Genomic DNA, 17098 nt, shown 5'->3' with positions numbered 1-17098 from the left:
CGTCACCTCGTCTCTTCTTTACGCTCCTTCGCACGTAACTGACCGCAGGCTGCATCAATATCATGACCTTGTTCACGGCGAATTGTTACATTCACTCCACGATCTTTTAACGTTTTTTCAAATAAGAAAATTTGTTCACGTGGCGTACGTACATAATCACGTTCAGGTACGTAGTTTACCGGAATTAAGTTTACATGACATTTTACACCTTTTAAAAGCGCAGCAAGTTCTTCAGCTTGCTCAACTTGGTCATTTTCTCCTCCAAATAAGCCATATTCAAACGTAATACGACGCCCTGTTCTATTTACATAGTATTTAACAGCTTCCATTAAGTCTGGTAGCTTATAAGCACGGTTAATCGGCATTAATTTTGAACGTAACTCTGTATTTGCAGAATGCAATGAAATCGCAAAATTAATTTGCATATCTTCTTCAGCGAACTTATAAATTTTTGGAACAATTCCACTTGTTGAAACTGTCATATGTCTTGCACCAATATGAATTCCTTTTTCATGGTTTACAATGCGTAAGAATGACATTAAGTTGTCGTAATTATCAAACGGCTCTCCAATTCCCATAACAACAAGCGAACTTACACGTTCTTCTGTTTCATCAAGTGCACGTTGCACTTCTACTACTTGCGCTACAATCTCTCCAGCCTCTAAGTTTCGTTTTAACCCACCAAGTGTAGATGCACAGAACGTACAACCAATACGGCATCCAACCTGTGTTGTTACACAAATAGAATTTCCATATTCGTGTCGCATTAACACTGTTTCAATAGAATAGCCATCATATAATTGGAATAAAAATTTAATTGTTCCATCAGAAGATGTTTGTTTTACTAATGTATTTAAAGTAGTAATATCAAAGGAATTCGACAATTTATCGCGTAATCCTTTAGAAAGATTCGACATGTCGTCATAATTTTTTACACGTTTTTTATATAGCCAATCAAAGATTTGTCCTGCACGGAATTTAGGTTCTCCTTGTTCCTTTAACCAATCTTGCATTTCATGAAGTTGTAAAGAATAAATTGATGGTTTCTTCGTTTCTAGATTTTTCTTTTGTTTTCTCACAGTCGTTTCCACGATGCTACACCTTCTTCCTTAAACAAGCAATATAAAAGCCATCTGTTGCAAAATAATGCGGTAAAATTCGCACTTGACCTTCATCAATATACGGATTTAATTTTTCTGGCATGCGATCTTTTATCGTAGTATCCCATTCAAATTCAGGATGCTCTTGTAAAAATTGCTTTATTACTTGTTCATTTTCTATTTTTTCTATTGTGCACGTACTATAAACAAGGCGACCACCTTGTTTTAATAACGGTGCTATTTTTTCTAGTATTGCAAGTTGAATCGTCGATAATCTTTCACTATCGCCTTTATTTTTACCTAACTTAATATCAGGTTTACGTCTAATCACACCAAATCCAGAACATGGTGCATCTACTAATATTTTATCAAATGTTTCATTCGCGAAGTGTTCTTGTACTTTTCTAGCATCTAGTGCTTTTGTTTCGACATTTTCTAAACCAAGTCTCTCCGCTTGTTGTTTAATTAAACGTACTTTGTGTGCATGTAAATCAAGAGACATAACTTGACCTGTTCCTTTTAATCGCTCTGCAATGTGCGTTGTCTTTCCGCCCGGAGCAGCACAACTATCAAGAACTTCATCTCCCTCATTTGGTTCTAAAGCGCGTGCTACAAGCATAGAACTTTCATCTTGAATAGAAAGAAAACCTTTTTTGAACGCATCTGTATGCGCTACATTCCCTCTTTCAATTTGAATTGCATCCTCTGATAAATCGCCGCGCTTCGCTTCTATACCTTCACCAGCCAACAACTCAATTGCTTCTTCTACTGTTATTTTATCAACATTTACACGCGCTGTTGGTACCGGGGGTAGCATGTTCACTTCACACATTTTCTCTGCTGTCTCTAAACCATATTCAGAAGCCCAGTCTTGCACAAGCCACATTGGATGACTTGTTGCAATTGCCAAACGTTCTATTGGATCCTTGATTTCATCTACAGAAGGTACCCCTTCTCTCTGAATCGAACGTAATACCCCGTTTACCATACCAGCAATCCCTTTATGCCCGCGACGCTTTGCAATTTCAACTGCTTCATGAATAGCCGCTCTTTCTGGCACTCGGTCTAAATAAATCATTTGATATAAAGATAAGCGAAGTAATACTCTTACCCACGCCTCAACCTTCTTTTTTAAAAAAGGCTGCAAATAATAATCTAATGTGTCACGACGTTGAATCGTTCCATATACAATTTCAGTTAACAAACCAATATCTTTTCTATCAATTGCATTTTTTTCAATTAGATTATTTAAAAGTAAGTTACTGTATGCACCACTTTTTTCTACTTGAATTAAGCCATCAAGAGCTAACTCACGAACATTTTGTCTCATGCATTTTCTCCTAACTTCGTTCCAATTTCAGGTTTTGTGCCACGTAAAAATTGCGAACAACTCATACGTTTTTTACCAGAAGGTTGCAATTCAGTGATTTTAACACCTGTCTCATTCCCTGTTGCAACAACAAATCCATCTTCTTCAAGAGCTACTATTGTACCTGGTTCAGCTTTCTCTGTAATAGAGACCTTCTCTCCCCACCATACTTTAATAACTTGTCCTGCCAAAGTCGTATAAGCGACTGGCCATGGATTCAATCCGCGAATGTGATTGTATACTTCTTCACCTGTTTTTGTCCAATCAATTTTCTCTTGCTCACGTTTTATATTATATGCAAACGTTACTTCTTCTTCGTTTTGTTTAATTGTTTCTAACTTACCTTGAATTAATAAAGGTACTGTTTTAGATAGAAGGTGTGCCCCTGCTTCACTTAACTTATCGAATAAAGAGCCTGTCGTTTCACGCTCTTCAATCTCGACTTCTACTTGCGTTAAGATATCACCAGCATCCAATTTCTCTACCATATACATAATTGTAATACCCGTTTTTTCTTTACCTTCCATAATTGCATAATGGATTGGTGCACCACCACGAAGTTCAGGTAGTAAAGACGCGTGGACGTTAATACATCCATACTTCGGTGCTTCTAAAATTTCATTTGGTACAATCTGACCGAAAGCAGCTGTTACAATTAAATCTGGCTCTAATGCCAAGACTTGTTCATATTCGTCTTTTTCACGAATTCTTAACGGTTGTAACACCGGAATACCATGTTTTTCTGCTTCAACTTTAACAGGTGTAGGTGTTAATACTTTTTTTCTACCTACCGGACGATCAGGCTGCGTCACAACACCTATTACATCATAGCCATCTTCGATAAGACGACGAAGCACCGGCACTGAAAAGTCCGGTGTTCCCATAAATACTACTTTTATCATTCAAAAACCGCTCCTTTTAATACCTATTCTAATTCGTTTTCCTCATAATATCTTGTCACTTTCGATGTAAATAACACACCGTGTAAATGATCGATTTCATGTTGAATTGCACGTGCTAAAAATCCTTCTGCTTCTAGTAAAAATACTTTACCTCGGCGATTTTGAGCACGTACTTTAATATAATCCGCACGTTCCACTTCACCATAAAGTCCCGGGAAGCTTAGACAGCCTTCGGGACCTACTTGTTCACCACGTTTTTCTAGTATCGATGGATTGATTAACTCGATTTTCCCCGTATCATCACCGATATCAACTACCGCAACTTGCAAGCTTACACCTACTTGAGGCGCAGCTAAACCGACTCCGTCCGCAATTAACATTGTTTCATGCATATCTTTCAACAATTTCACTAACTTTTTATCAAAGTTAATTACTCTTTCGCATGGTGTTTCTAACACTTCATTTGGATGCTTTACTATTTCTAAAACTGCCATATTTCCCTCCGCTACATTAACATTGTTGGATTAAAATCAATTGAGATTTGTAGCTCTTTTTGCATTTCTGCTTGATAATGTTCATTTACCATTTTGAGCACGTTCTTTAAGTTTGGTTCCCGTTTGTATTTTATCATGCATTGATAACGATATCTATCTTTTATCCTTGGAATTGCTGAAGCAACTGGTCCTAACACCATCGTTTGCTCTGTGCAGTGCGCCCGTAAATGACCGACAATTTTTTCCGTCACTTGCACTGCCTTTAATAATTCTGGATGAGATACTGTTACAAGTACAACATAGTAATAAGGTGGATATTGTCTTGTTCGTCTCATTTGCATTTCTTGGTCAAAAAACACATCATATTGTTGGTTCTTTGCTAACTCTATACTGTAATGTTCTGGCGTATACGTTTGAATTATAACTTCCCCTGGCAATTCATGTCTGCCTGCTCGTCCACTTACTTGCGTCAATAACTGATACGTCTTTTCACTCGCTCGAAAATCAGGCAAGTGAAGCATCGTATCTGCAGTTAAAACCCCGACAAGAGTTACTTTAGGAAAATCTAATCCTTTCGCAATCATTTGTGTTCCAAGTAGTATATCTGCTTTTTCTTCCCCGAACGCCTTTAATAATTTTTCATGCATTCCTTTGCGACTTGTCGTATCTACATCCATTCGAATGACTCGTGCCTCTGGAAATAGTTTTGTAATTTCTTCTTCTACCTTTTGTGTACCTGTACCAAAGAAACGAATATATGTACTTTGACAAGCAGGACACGCAGTCGGCATATTCTCTTCGTGACTGCAGTAATGACATTTTAAACGATGGTTCATTTTATGATATGTCAGCGAGATATCACAATGCGGACATTGTACAACATACCCACAATCACGGCACATAACAAATGTAGAATGACCTCTTCTATTTAAAAAGAGCACCATCTGTTCTTTCTTTTCTAATCGATCTGCTATTTTTTCATGCAATGCCTTCGAAAACATGGAACGATTCCCGTCACGAAGTTCCTCACGCATATCAACAATCTCTACTGTTGGTAACGCTTGTTTATTCATACGTTTTTCCATCGTTAGTAATTCATACACACCTTTTTTCGCTCTTGCAAACGATTCAAGTGTCGGTGTTGCACTACCAAGAACGATAGGACATTTATGATATTGCCCCCTCCAGACAGCTACATCCCTTGCATGATACCTCGGATTATCTTCTTGCTTATAGCTCGATTCATGCTCCTCATCAATAATAATAATCCCTAAATTTTCAAAAGGAGCAAATACAGCTGAACGTGCACCAACTACAACTTTCACTTCTTTTCTTAAAATCTTACGCCATTCATCATATTTTTCTCCAACAGACAGCGCACTATGAAGAACCGCAACTTGCGAGCCAAATCTGCCTTTAAAACGATCTACCATTTGAGGCGTTAGTGCAATTTCAGGAACAAGTACAATAGCTTCTTTCCCTTTCGCGAGCACCGCTGCTATAGATTGTAAATATACTTCTGTTTTTCCGCTTCCTGTAACACCATATAGTAAAAATGGATTGTAAGTTTCATTTGTAATTGATGATAAAATCGGTGCAATAACTTGCTTTTGTTCCTCCGTAAGTGGGAATGGTTTCGTTTGTTCAAAATCATCATCGTCATACGGATTTCGGTACACTTCCACATACTTTTCTGAAATTAGCCCCTTTTTAACAAGTGCTTTAATCGGAGCGTCTGTTATTTGCAACTCTTCTGTTATCACTTTCAACGGCACACTTTTATAATTTTCCACAAAATAATAGAGTACATCTTGTTGTTTTTTACTTTTCAGTTCAAATGCTGCTAATTCCAATTTATCTTCTGACAACTCCGGTTGAACGACTCTTTGTTTCTTCTTTTGCACTTTATCTTTTACCTGATAAACAACTTCAATCGTGCCATTTTTAATTTCTTGTTGAATCGTGCGGTATAGATGCGGCTGCGTCTCAATCGCTTCCCAATCTATCGCTTCTTTGTCCTGAAATAAAAACAGTAGTTCAGGTGCTACTTCTTCTTGTTTACGAAGTTGTAGACGCTTTTTATACGTGGCTTTTATTGCCGTTGGAAGCATGACTTGAAAGGCTGAAATCATATAACATAACGTTTCGCTTGTAAGCCAATATCCAAGCTTTAATAATTCCTCGTTTAAAACTGGTGTTACATCTAATATTTCATGGATTGTCTTTAGCTTCTTACTTTCTACTTCAGCCGAATCTTTGATCCCAATAATAAAGCCTTGCAATTTCCTTGGGCCAAATGGAACTACTACACGCATGCCTGTCTGAACAATATCTTCCCACTTTTTAGGGATAATATAATCAAATGGTCGATCTGTCTGACGTGCAGGTACATCAACAATTACACTTGCAAATTTCATAGACGATCATCTTCTAACATCATTTCAATTTGCTTTAATATTTCACGAGCAACCTCTTTCTTCGTTAAAAGTGGTAACTCGATAACTTCTCCATCTTTTCTATACATTGTTACAATGTTTGTATCTGTACCAAATCCAGCTCCTTGTGCCTTTACATCGTTCGCAACAATCATATTCGCATTTTTCTCACGTAATTTTTTTGTTGCGTATTCCTCTACCTTTGTCGTTTCAGCCGCAAAACCGACAAGTAACTGTTTATCCTTCATCTCACCTAACGTTTTTAAAATATCTACTGTTCTCTCAAGTTCGATTACAGCATCACCATTTTTCTTTTTCATTTTATTATCATGAACATATTTCGGGCGATAATCTGCAACTGCTGCTGTTTTAATGACAACATCTACGTTTTGATACTGTTGCAGAACTACTTCTAACATATCTTGTGCAGATTCCACTTGTACCGTATTTACATGTAATGGTGGGTTTAATGCTGTCGGTCCCGAAACAAGTATGACATCAGCACCTAAGTTCGCTGCCACTTCCGCAATTGCATATCCCATTTTCCCAGAAGAAAAATTGGTCATAAAACGCACTGGATCAATCTTTTCACGAGTTGGGCCAGCAGTTATTAATATTTTTTTTCCTTGCAACGGTTTTTGTTCGGAAAAAGCCTCTTCTAACCGTGCAATAATTGCTTCCGGTTCTTCTAGTCTTCCCTTCGCAACATAACCACACGCTAAAAAACCTTCTCCAGGCTCAATAAATGTATATCCTAACGTTTTCAACGTCATCATATTTTTTTGTACAATTTTGTTTTCATACATATGCACATTCATAGCAGGTGCAATCCACACTGGGGCTGTAGTAGCTAACAAAGTAGTTGTAATCATATCGTCTGCAATACCACCAGCTAACTTCCCAATACAATTGGCAGTAGCAGGTGCAACAAGTACTACATCTGCCCAATCTGCTAAATCGATATGTGCAATAACAGCCGAGTCTTTCTCATCGAATGTATCTGTATATACGTCATGGCGAGAAAGTGCTTGAAATGTAAGAGGCATAACAAACTTCATTGCCGACTCACTCATCATTACTTTTACAATAGCACCAGCTTGTGTCAATTTACTAGTTAACGCAGCCGCTTTAAAGACCGCAATGCCTCCTGTTACACATAGAAGTATCTTTTTCCCTTTTAGCATATGGCTCGTCCTCTTTCTTTTTCAAACTTATAATACTGAAACAGAATTCCCAGCTCATCAGTACCAATATTTCTTCCCTATCGTAAAAAAATAACAACCTACTTGTAAATAGGTTGTTACCGTTACATAGAAAATTATAAAGTCTATGTTTTAATTTGTCGAAAAGAATGTCTTAATCGATGATTTTGCCTTCGCTTGGTACATATTTTAATACTTCTGCATCGATTTCTTCTAATGATTTACCTACACATTTATGAGAAACAGGTTGCTCGATAACACAGTTATCAGCAAGTTGCATTTCACGCGCACGTTTTGCAGCTACTGTTACAAGTGTATATTTAGAATCGATTTTTGTTAATAATGAATCAATTGATGGATTTAACATAATTATAGACCCTCCGTCATTTCTTTATAATATTTTGCTACTCTTTCGCGGCGGCAATGTTCACCAACCACAATTGCTTTAATTCTTTCACAAGCTAATTCAACTTGATCGTTTTCTACAACATAGTCGTAAGCGTCCATCATTTCGATTTCTTCTTTCGCTACCGTTAAACGATTTTCAATAACATCTTCAGTTTCTGTACCACGGCCGACAATACGGTTCTTTAGTTCAGATAAACTTGGAGGTGCTAAGAAAATAAATACACCTTCTGGGAAAGCTTTCTTAACTTGAATTGCTCCTTGCACTTCAATTTCTAAGAATACATCTTTTCCTTCTTGTAATGTTTTTTCAACATAGTCAATCGGTGTTCCGTAATAATTACCTACGAACTCAGCCCACTCCAGTAATTTTTCATTACGAATCATTTCCTCAAATTCTTCTCTCTCTTTAAAGAAATAATCCACACCATCTACTTCACCTTCACGTGGCTTACGTGTCGTTACTGAAATGGAGTACTGAAAACGTGTATCCTCATGACTAAACAGCTCTTTTCGAACCGTTCCTTTACCAACCCCAGAAGGTCCTGAAAGAACGATGAGCAATCCTCTTCTACTTCTCATAAATATGTAAAACCTACCCTTCCTCACTTAAATCTTCTTTATTATTCAAACGATGTGCAATCGTCTCTGGCTGAATTGGACTTAATACCACATGCCCATCATCCATAACAATAACCGCCCTTGTTTTTCTCCCATACGTAGCATCAAGCAAAGCATTATGTTCGCGTGCTTCCTGTACTGTTCGTTTAATAGGAGCTGACTCCGGACTTACAATAGCAATAATTCGATGAGCAGATACAATATTTCCGTATCCAATATTTAAAAACCGCATGGCCATAGTTTGCGCCTCCTAGTAAGTCTATCCGATTTCTCCACCACGTATAACTTTATATATTTTTTGAAAGCTACTCAATATTTTGTACTTGTTCACGAATTTTTTCAAGGTTATTTTTCATTTCTACAACATATTTTGAAATTGTTAAGTCATTTGCCTTAGAACCAATCGTATTAATTTCTCTATGCATCTCTTGCACGATGAAATCCATTTTCCTTCCAACAGGCTCTTCAATCTGCAGTGTTTCACGAAATTGCTCTAAATGACTTTGCAAACGAACTAACTCTTCGTGAATATCACAACGCTCTGCAAAGATTGCGACTTCTGTTAACAATCTTTGTTCATCTAGATCTTGATTATGTAATTCTTTTAAGCGATTTTCTAATCGTTCACGATATTTTTGTGTAACAATCGGTACATGCGGAATAATTGCATTTACACAATTGTGAATCTCTTGTAAACGATACGCTATATCTTTATGTAATCGTTCTCCTTCGCCATCTCTCATCGTTTTTAACATATGAGCAGCTTGGCGAACAGCCTCATATAAACCGTTCTCAAATTGTTCATTTACATTTTCTACTTCTTCAATCGCTGTTACTTCTGGCATTTCCATTAATTGCTGAAGTGTAATAGAATCTTGTAATTGAAATTTTTCTTTTATATCTTCCATAATCGATTGGTACTGCTCAAGAAGCGACCAATTCACACTTAATTTTCTTTCAACAAGCCCTTCACCCGTTATACTAATAGACACTTCAATGCGTCCACGCCGAACTTGTTCTGCAATTATTTTACGAATTTTTTCTTCAAATATCATCATTTGCTTCGGAAGTCGAATACTCATCTCTAGGAAACGGTGGTTCACCGATTTCATTTCTACTGTAATTTGAAAAGTATCATTTTCCACTTTCGATCTTCCAAATCCTGTCATACTACAAATCATTTTTATCACATCCAAGCCATGAAATAACTCAATGAAAAAGGTAATAGAGACAAGGCTCTACTACCTTCTGTAAATTATATCACATTTTCATATCATTGACTATTTCAAGTTTAATCCCTTCTTATATAATACTGACTTTTCCTTCTTCCCCTTTTTCCCTGTTAATAAAGAACCTACTAATAAGAAGGTCGGAATTGATGACAAACCTCCAATTAACAACCAATCTCTCGCTTGTATTGGCATTGTACTAAAGATCGGTTGTAGCGGTGGGTAATATATAACCACTAACATTAACAGTAAAGAAATAATAACCGCTCCTACTAAATACACGTTCCCAAACGGATTACGGTGGAAGATAGAATGTTCACTTCGGCAATCAAATACATGAATAAGTTGTGCAAGTACCAACGTCGCAAACGCCACAGTTTGTGCATATTTCAGTTCATTTGGATGCTGATTATATGCAATAATAAACGCCACTAACGTCACTGCTCCAATTAGAAAGCCACGGCTTATAATTTTCCAGGCAAGCCCTCTAGCAAATACCCCTTCTTTCGGATGACGCGGCGTTCTCTTCATAACGTCTCCTTCCGCCTTATCCAATCCTAATGCCATCGCCGGTAATCCGTCAGTCACTAAGTTCACCCATAAAATTTGAATGGGAACCATCGGCAGCGGTAATGCAAGTAACATTGCAAATAACATGACTAAAATTTCTCCTACGTTCGATGCTAATAAATAACGAATAAACTTACGTATATTCTCGTATATATTTCTACCTTCTTTAATTGCTGATTTAATCGTAGCAAAATTATCATCTAGCAAAACAAGAGAAGAAGCTTCTTTCGCAACGTCTGTCCCTGTAATTCCCATCGCTATCCCAATATCCGCTGTTTTTATAGCCGGAGCATCGTTTACTCCATCACCTGTCATCGCTACTATATGCCCTTTATTTTGCAACGCCTTAACAATCTTCAATTTATGTTCAGGTGATACTCGAGCAAATACATACGTATCTTCTACAACACTTTCTAGTTCCTCTACATCCATATTCGCGAGTTCTACTCCTTCAACAACACGTCCACCAGGTGGTAAAACCCCTAATTGTTCCGCAATTGCCATTGCTGTCACTTTATGATCTCCTGTAATCATCACTGTTCGAATACCAGCTTCTCTGCACTCTTTTACAGCCTGTTCTACCTCTGGTCTTGGCGGATCAATCATTCCCTGTATCCCGACCAACATAAAATCTTTTTCAACGTCTCTTTCATGTTCAATAGAATCTGTTACTTTTAATGGCTTAAATGCAACTGCAATTGTTCGGAGCGCTTGACTACCTAAACTATGAATAGCCGCCTGTACTTCTTTTCTATACAACTCACTTAACGGTTGTTGCTTATCCCCCCATAAAATCGTTTGACTCATTTGCAGGAGGACATCTGGTGCTCCCTTCGTAACAAGAAACTTTTTCCCCTCCCTATCTCGCACAATAACACTCATCATTTTTCGAGTTGAATCGAATGGAAATTCACGAATAATTTCAAATTTCCCTTTCAGTGCCTCACGCGTTATCCCCGCTTTCATTGCTGCAGCTACAAGTGCTCCCTCAGTTGGATCTCCATCTAATACATACGCCTTTTTCTTTTGAATAATATTTGCGTTATTACAAAGTGAACCAAATGTTAGTAGTTGATACAGTGCTTTTGTTTTAGCTGGATCGCATTCTTTTTCACCTTTCAAAAAAGAGCCATTAGGTTCATATCCTTGACCTGTAACTTTCCATAATTCCCCACCTGACCACATATGTGTTACCATCATTTTGTTTTGCGTCATTGTTCCTGTTTTATCAGAGCATATAACAGAAGCGCATCCTAACGTTTCTACCGCTGGTAACTTCCTTACAATTGCTCTCTTTTTAATCATACGCTGTACACCAAGCGATAAAGCTACTGTAACAATTGCTGGTAATCCTTCAGGAATAGCAGCAACAGCTAGCGACACGCCTGCTAAAAACATATGATACACTTCATTCCCTTGATACACACCGGCTAATACAACAAGCGCTGTCAAAATAAGAGCTACAATAATTAATATTTTCCCGAGTTGCTCTAATCTTCTTTGCAGTGGTGTTTCCATTTGCTCTGCATTTTGTAACATATTTGCAATTTGGCCCATCGCTGTATTCATACCAGTTGCTACAACGACCCCTGTTCCAGCTCCTCGTGTAATCATCGTACCCATAAAAGCCATATTTTTTTGATCACCAATTGAAACATCTTTCCCCTGCAGAGCTTCTACCTTCTTCTGCACCGGTACTGACTCTCCTGTCAAAGCTGATTCTTCGATATATAAACTTGATGCCTCAACAAGACGTACATCCGCCCCAATACGATCACCACTAGAAAATTTAATGATATCACCTAAAACAAGTGCTTTAGACGGTGCTTTTACCCAATTTCCATTCCGCATTACAGTAACTTGCGGGGCGGCTAGCTCTTTTAAGGCTTCCAGTGACTTTTCAGCCTTTCTTTCTTGAAAAAAGCCAAGAATACCATTGATAATAACAATCGCAACAATCGCAATAGAATCAATGTATTCACCTAAAAAAGCTGAAACTATTGTTGCACCAAATAAAACAAGCACCATAAAATCTTTAAACTGCGCCAAAAATACCATCAGTGCAGAAGGCCTTTTGGCTTCATCTAATTCATTTGTACCAAATTTTTTTATTCGCCCTTCTGCTTCCTTCTCTGTAAGCCCAACCTTCACATTCGTATTCGTTCTTTCTTCCACTTCGTGTGCGCGCATTCCATACCAGTTCATCCCGCTATCGACCTCCTGATTCCAGACATACTCTATTGAAAGCTTATTCAGCCTCGTCCAAAAAAATGCTATAATTAACTTTTAGTTAGAAAGGAGTGTTCATTTATGGCATTCGATGGATTATTTACAAGAGCAATTACACATGAAATTGCAAATTCTCTTTACACAGGAAGAATTTCCAAAATATATCAACCTTCAAAATACGAGATTTTATTACATATTCGAGCAAACGGAAAAAATCAAAAACTAATTCTTTCCGCTCATCCGACATATGCACGTTTACACTTAACAAATCAAAATTACGATTCACCTGCACTTCCGCCAATGTTTTGTATGCTTCTTCGTAAGCATTTAGAAGGTGGGTTCATTGAAAAAATTGAACAAATTGATTTAGAGCGCATTATTCAAATTACAGTTCGTAGCAGAAATGAAATTGGTGACGAATCGCTCAAAACATTAGTAATTGAAATAATGGGACGACATAGTAACATCATTTTAGTAGATACAAAAACAAACAATATTTTAGATAGCTTAAAACACGTTTCTTTAGCGGTAAACCGACATCGAACTGTATATGCTGGAGCGGAGTACATTGCACCACCAGCACAACATAAAATTAACCCACTCCAGATTGAAACAAATGATGAATTTATTAGACCGCTAGACTTTCTATCTGGAAACATGGATAAACAGCTTGTCGGCACCTTTACGGGAATTTCGCCGTTATTCGCAAAAGAAGTAGTGAAAAAAGCAGGTATGGTAAATGAAAAAGCATTAGCGGACGCATTTTTCTCCATACAAAAACCATTACTAACTCATACATATTCACCAACAATGACTACTTCAAATGGGAAAGAATTCTTTTATCTTTTCCCTCTTGCACACTTGCAAGGAGAAGACAAGACATTCTCATCTGTTAGTGAATTGCTAGACCGTTTCTTTTTCGGAAAAGCAGAGCGCGACCGTGTAAAACAACAAGCTTATGATTTAGAGCGCTTTATGCAAAACGAAAAAAATAAAAATGAGAAGAAACTCATTAAACTAGAAAAAACATTACAAGATGCCGGAAAAGCAGATAAATATCAACTATTTGGAGAACTACTTACAGCCAATATGTACGCTTTGAAAAAAGGTGATAAAGATATTGAAGTCGTTAACTATTACGACGAAAATGGCGGAACTGTAAAAATTACATTAGATCCTTTAAAAACACCATCTGACAATGCGCAACGCTATTTCCAAAAGTACCAAAAAGCGAAAAATTCAGTTGTTGTTGTAGAAGAACAAATCGAAAAAACAAATGAAGAAATTCTTTATTTTGATAGCTTACTTCAACAAATGGAAGCTGCTTCTTCAAAAGATATTGAAGAAATTCGCGAGGAATTAGCTGAAGAAGGTTATATGCGCAATCGTAAAGCAAAAAATGCTAAGAAGAAACCAACTAAACCGGTATTAGACAAATATTTAGCTAGTGACGGAACAGAAATTTTCGTCGGTAAAAACAACAAGCAAAACGATTATTTAACAACGAAGTTTGCCCGTCGTGATGAAATTTGGTTACATACGAAAGATATCCCTGGGTCTCATGTTGTCATTCGTTCTCTTGAACCTACCGAAGAAACCGTGTTAGAAGCTGCTAAAATCGCTGCCTATTTCAGTAAAGCAAAAGATTCTAGTTCTGTTCCTGTAGATTTCACCAAAATACGCCATGTCAAAAAACCGAGTGGTGCAAAACTTGGTTTTGTTACGTACGACAATCAGCAAACCGTATATGTAACACCTGATGCTGATACTGTAATGAAATTAAAAGCTTAAATATAAAAATGCGTTGCTCATAAGCAACGCATTTTTATATTCGTTCAAACTAGTTCATATACCCATTCACTAATTCATAACATCTTTCTTTTGTCATGTTGTATTTCTCTTCTGAAGCTTCTATACGTCTCATCGTTCCGTTATTTGTATCAGTACCAATTGCTTTAACCTTACTTTCCTTTTCTTTAACCCACGCAATTTGTTTCGTTTTTAATGACTGGAATGCATCAGGGGACATCGTATTTTTTAATGTACTGTAAATTTCATTTAGCTTATTATCCCACAGTTCATAATTTCCTTCTATTTCATTTACTATGTCATTTGTTGATATAGCATTTATATGTTTTTCTTGGTTTTCTAGAGCTGCTAACTCATTTAAAACCTTAGTTTTACCTACCGCTAACGAAGTTTCTTTTTTTGAACTAGTATACGTACTAGAATCATTCCCCTTAACTGTTTCTTGCTCTTGAATAAAATCCTTTTTCGTTACCTTTTCTTGCTCTTCATCATCTACATTGTGAGTAATAACCGAGTTTTTGGCGTCAACAGCAACTACTCCGTTACTTTCTTTAAAAATATATTTTTTATTTCCACTATTCTCTTCTCTAACAAAAGAGACATTCTTGAAACCCTGTACTCTAAGAAGTTCTTTAGCTTCTTCTTTAGTTAAATTTAAATCTACTGGCGTATTTGATGACCATTTATCCATTAACCAATTTCCATCGGTATACACTAAAACAAATTCCCACATCTCCGCTTCACTCCCCATATCATTTGCAAGAGTAAGCGTCTCAACCTTTAAAACATCATTTTTCTGTGAATAAGTTATCCTCACGTCCGGCTCAATATGAATCGGAAATGGTAACATATCAGTTTCTCTTGATCTATTAAATGTATCAAGCAATCCTGGAAGCTCCTTCTCCACAAACTTATCTGAAACTAACCCCTTAACGCCTTTTTTAGCTGTTCCTAAATCTCCAGGATTATTTCGGCTCCATCCATTTTCTTTTTCCATCTCATTAAATGCATTTGCTATTGCATCTACATTCTTTCTTACAATCTTTTTCGCTTCTTTTTCTGTCACTTCTGGCGCTTCATTAAGCTGTTCAATCGTTTCATTTACTTGAACTTTGTTTTCACTTTTTTCACAACCTGTTACAACTAACATACTAGCCACCAAGCAAAATGACATTACTTTACTTAATTTCTTCATGTATTCACAACCCTTATTCCTTCATATTCGTTACGTTTCCCTATCTTCGAGAGAAATCCAACAATTACCTATTATATCAATAACAATTATTTATTTATATATTAAATTTTACATCAGAACAAAACAAAGAACATACTTTCAAAATATATATACTAAAAAACCTCTTATCCTTTTCTTCCATATTGTCAAAAAAATTGACAGTGCTCTTTCGAATTTGTATAAATTTTTTGACAAATTGTAAAGAAAGTGAAATTGTGGTCGATATTTTTCTCATTCTCCCACTGACAATTGAAATAATCTGTATTTCACGAGCAGCCCACCACCCACAAATAGCGGGCTAAATTTCCTACCTAAAAGATATGCAATTTCTGCTAACTTCTCTCGAAAAATATTTTTGTGGCACGCTATTTGCTTTATTCAATACTGTGAATAGGGGGAATTAACATGACTTTAAAAATTAATAAAATCCAAAATCAACTACAAAACTATGAAATTGACGGATTACTAATTACAAAAAAAGAAAATCGCCAATATGCAACAGGCTTTACAGGTAGTGCTGGCGTCGTCTTAATCTCTGCGGATAAAGCTGTTTTTATCACTGATTTTCGCTATGTAGATCAAGCGAAATCACAAATAAAAGATGCTGAAATTATTATGCATACAGGAAATTTAGAAAAAGAAATTGCACATCAAGTATCGAAATTAAACATTCAAAAACTTGGAATTGAAGAAAACAACATGACATTGCAACAATATAAAAACTTACAAAAATACGTACATGCGGAAATGGTTCAAGTGTGCGAAATCATTGAAAATATTCGTATTATTAAAGACACGCCTGAAATAGAAACAATGAAAATCGCAGCTAATATTGCTGATGAAGCATTTCACCACATCCTTACGTTTCTAAAACCAGGAATAAGTGAAAATGATGTACGAGATGAGTTAGAATTTTTCATGCGGAAAAAAGGAGCTACATCCTCTTCCTTCCAAATTATTGTAGCTTCTGGCGTCCGTTCTTCACTTCCTCATGGAGTTGCATCAAATAAAATAATCGAACGAGGTGACATCGTTACATTAGATTTCGGCGCACTTTACGACGGATATTGTTCCGATATTACACGTACTGTAGCAATTGGGGAACCATCAGAAGAATTCAAAAAGATATACAATGTTGTACGAGAAGCGTTAAAACGTGGGACGGAAGCAATTAAACCTGGGGAAACTGCGAAAAGTATCGATGATATAACGAGAGATTACATTACTGAACATGGATACGGCCAATATTTTGGACACTCTACTGGTCATGGTCTTGGGTTAGAAATTCATGAACCTCTCCGCTTATCCCAAGAAAGTAAAGCTACTTTAGAAGAAGGTATGGTTGTTACAGTGGAACCAGGCATTTATATACCAGACTGGGGCGGTTGCAGAATTGAAGATGATATTGTCATCACAAAAGACGGATATGAAGTTATTACAAAATCAAATCGGGAACTAATTATTATTCCTTGTTAAAATCATGGGCTTTTTAAAAGGAG

The 17098-nt window shown here is 36.8% G+C and carries 14 protein-coding genes; 2 read left to right on the top strand and 12 right to left on the bottom strand.

Features of this window, described 5'->3' with window-relative positions:
- Positions 1–2: 2 nt before the first annotated feature.
- The 11 genes from rlmN to QEP67_RS08025 form a co-directional block, all read right to left on the bottom strand.
- Positions 3–1091, bottom strand: a complete 1089-nt coding sequence (gene rlmN, locus QEP67_RS08075; RefSeq protein ID WP_000450539.1) for a 23S rRNA (adenine(2503)-C(2))-methyltransferase RlmN — start codon at positions 1089–1091, stop codon at positions 3–5.
- 4 nt (positions 1092–1095) lie between these two features.
- On the bottom strand, positions 1096–2430 hold the full coding sequence (gene rsmB, locus QEP67_RS08070) for a 16S rRNA (cytosine(967)-C(5))-methyltransferase RsmB (RefSeq protein ID WP_001249653.1): 1335 nt from the start codon (positions 2428–2430) through the stop codon (positions 1096–1098).
- The gene (fmt, locus tag QEP67_RS08065; RefSeq protein WP_000598794.1) at positions 2427–3371 is read right to left on the bottom strand and encodes a methionyl-tRNA formyltransferase; all 945 of its coding nucleotides are present in this window, start codon (positions 3369–3371) and stop codon (positions 2427–2429) included. The genes rsmB and fmt overlap by 4 nt, the downstream gene beginning before the upstream one ends.
- A 23-nt stretch (positions 3372–3394) precedes the next feature.
- The gene (def, locus tag QEP67_RS08060; RefSeq protein ID WP_000279468.1) at positions 3395–3865 is read right to left on the bottom strand and encodes a peptide deformylase; all 471 of its coding nucleotides are present in this window, start codon (positions 3863–3865) and stop codon (positions 3395–3397) included.
- Between the two features lie 11 nt (positions 3866–3876).
- Positions 3877–6282, bottom strand: a complete 2406-nt coding sequence (priA, locus tag QEP67_RS08055; protein ID WP_000666707.1) for a primosomal protein N' — start codon at positions 6280–6282, stop codon at positions 3877–3879.
- Positions 6279–7484: a bifunctional phosphopantothenoylcysteine decarboxylase/phosphopantothenate--cysteine ligase CoaBC gene (coaBC, locus tag QEP67_RS08050; protein ID WP_353706556.1), complete on the bottom strand. Its 1206-nt coding sequence runs from the start codon at positions 7482–7484 to the stop codon at positions 6279–6281. The genes priA and coaBC overlap by 4 nt, the downstream gene beginning before the upstream one ends.
- Before the next feature lie 172 nt (positions 7485–7656).
- Complete coding sequence (gene rpoZ / locus QEP67_RS08045) at positions 7657–7869, bottom strand: DNA-directed RNA polymerase subunit omega (protein WP_000933965.1); 213 nt, start codon at positions 7867–7869, stop codon at positions 7657–7659.
- 2 nt (positions 7870–7871) lie between these two features.
- A complete protein-coding gene (gene gmk, locus QEP67_RS08040) occupies positions 7872–8489 on the bottom strand; it encodes a guanylate kinase (RefSeq protein ID WP_001257740.1) in 618 nt (205 codons plus the stop codon).
- A 13-nt stretch (positions 8490–8502) separates the two neighbouring features.
- Positions 8503–8766 (bottom strand): extracellular matrix/biofilm regulator RemA, encoded by a 264-nt coding sequence (gene remA / locus QEP67_RS08035; protein WP_001251456.1) that lies wholly within the window; start codon positions 8764–8766, stop codon positions 8503–8505.
- A gap of 67 nt (positions 8767–8833) precedes the next feature.
- Positions 8834–9709 carry a YicC/YloC family endoribonuclease gene (locus QEP67_RS08030; protein WP_000563110.1) on the bottom strand — a complete coding sequence of 292 codons (876 nt, stop codon included), beginning with the start codon at positions 9707–9709 and terminating at the stop codon, positions 8834–8836.
- A 99-nt stretch (positions 9710–9808) separates the two neighbouring features.
- Positions 9809–12532 (bottom strand): calcium-translocating P-type ATPase, SERCA-type, encoded by a 2724-nt coding sequence (locus tag QEP67_RS08025; RefSeq protein ID WP_048565651.1) that lies wholly within the window; start codon positions 12530–12532, stop codon positions 9809–9811.
- Positions 12533–12637: 105 nt separating this feature from the next.
- Between QEP67_RS08025 and QEP67_RS08020 the strand changes: the two genes are divergently transcribed.
- Positions 12638–14347: an NFACT RNA binding domain-containing protein gene (locus QEP67_RS08020; protein WP_000863260.1), complete on the top strand. Its 1710-nt coding sequence runs from the start codon at positions 12638–12640 to the stop codon at positions 14345–14347.
- Positions 14348–14396: 49 nt separating this feature from the next.
- Here the strand turns inward: QEP67_RS08020 and QEP67_RS08015 are convergent, their stop codons facing one another.
- Positions 14397–15560: a lysozyme inhibitor LprI family protein gene (locus QEP67_RS08015; RefSeq protein WP_033658710.1), complete on the bottom strand. Its 1164-nt coding sequence runs from the start codon at positions 15558–15560 to the stop codon at positions 14397–14399.
- 444 nt (positions 15561–16004) lie between these two features.
- Here QEP67_RS08015 and QEP67_RS08010 point away from each other — a divergent pair, with 444 nt between their 5' ends.
- On the top strand, positions 16005–17075 hold the full coding sequence (locus QEP67_RS08010; RefSeq protein ID WP_000172797.1) for a Xaa-Pro peptidase family protein: 1071 nt from the start codon (positions 16005–16007) through the stop codon (positions 17073–17075).
- The last annotated feature ends 23 nt before the right edge of the window (positions 17076–17098 follow it).

The sequence above is a fragment of the Bacillus cereus group sp. MS39 genome (genome assembly GCF_040448665.1).
Lineage (GTDB): Bacteria > Bacillota > Bacilli > Bacillales > Bacillaceae_G > Bacillus_A > Bacillus_A wiedmannii.
The sequence above is the reverse complement of the archived record's forward strand: the minus strand, read 5'-3'. Positions and strand labels throughout refer to the sequence as shown.

What these genes read in the sequence shown, in the direction of transcription:
- rsmB (WP_001249653.1), bottom strand. Translation starts at nt 2,430, where the DNA reads ATGAGACAAAATGTTCGTGAGTTAGCTCTTGATGGCTTAATTCAAGTA.
- fmt (WP_000598794.1), bottom strand. Translation starts at nt 3,371, where the DNA reads ATGATAAAAGTAGTATTTATGGGAACACCGGACTTTTCAGTGCCGGTG.
- def (WP_000279468.1), bottom strand. Translation starts at nt 3,865, where the DNA reads ATGGCAGTTTTAGAAATAGTAAAGCATCCAAATGAAGTGTTAGAAACA.
- priA (WP_000666707.1), bottom strand. Translation starts at nt 6,282, where the DNA reads ATGAAATTTGCAAGTGTAATTGTTGATGTACCTGCACGTCAGACAGAT.
- coaBC (WP_353706556.1), bottom strand. Translation starts at nt 7,484, where the DNA reads ATGCTAAAAGGGAAAAAGATACTTCTATGTGTAACAGGAGGCATTGCG.
- rpoZ (WP_000933965.1), bottom strand. Translation starts at nt 7,869, where the DNA reads ATGTTAAATCCATCAATTGATTCATTATTAACAAAAATCGATTCTAAA.
- gmk (WP_001257740.1), bottom strand. Translation starts at nt 8,489, where the DNA reads ATGAGAAGTAGAAGAGGATTGCTCATCGTTCTTTCAGGACCTTCTGGG.
- remA (WP_001251456.1), bottom strand. Translation starts at nt 8,766, where the DNA reads ATGGCCATGCGGTTTTTAAATATTGGATACGGAAATATTGTATCTGCT.
- QEP67_RS08030 (WP_000563110.1), bottom strand. Translation starts at nt 9,709, where the DNA reads ATGATTTGTAGTATGACAGGATTTGGAAGATCGAAAGTGGAAAATGAT.
- QEP67_RS08025 (WP_048565651.1), bottom strand. Translation starts at nt 12,532, where the DNA reads ATGAACTGGTATGGAATGCGCGCACACGAAGTGGAAGAAAGAACGAAT.
- QEP67_RS08020 (WP_000863260.1), top strand. Translation starts at nt 12,638, where the DNA reads ATGGCATTCGATGGATTATTTACAAGAGCAATTACACATGAAATTGCA.
- QEP67_RS08015 (WP_033658710.1), bottom strand. Translation starts at nt 15,560, where the DNA reads ATGAAGAAATTAAGTAAAGTAATGTCATTTTGCTTGGTGGCTAGTATG.
- QEP67_RS08010 (WP_000172797.1), top strand. Translation starts at nt 16,005, where the DNA reads ATGACTTTAAAAATTAATAAAATCCAAAATCAACTACAAAACTATGAA.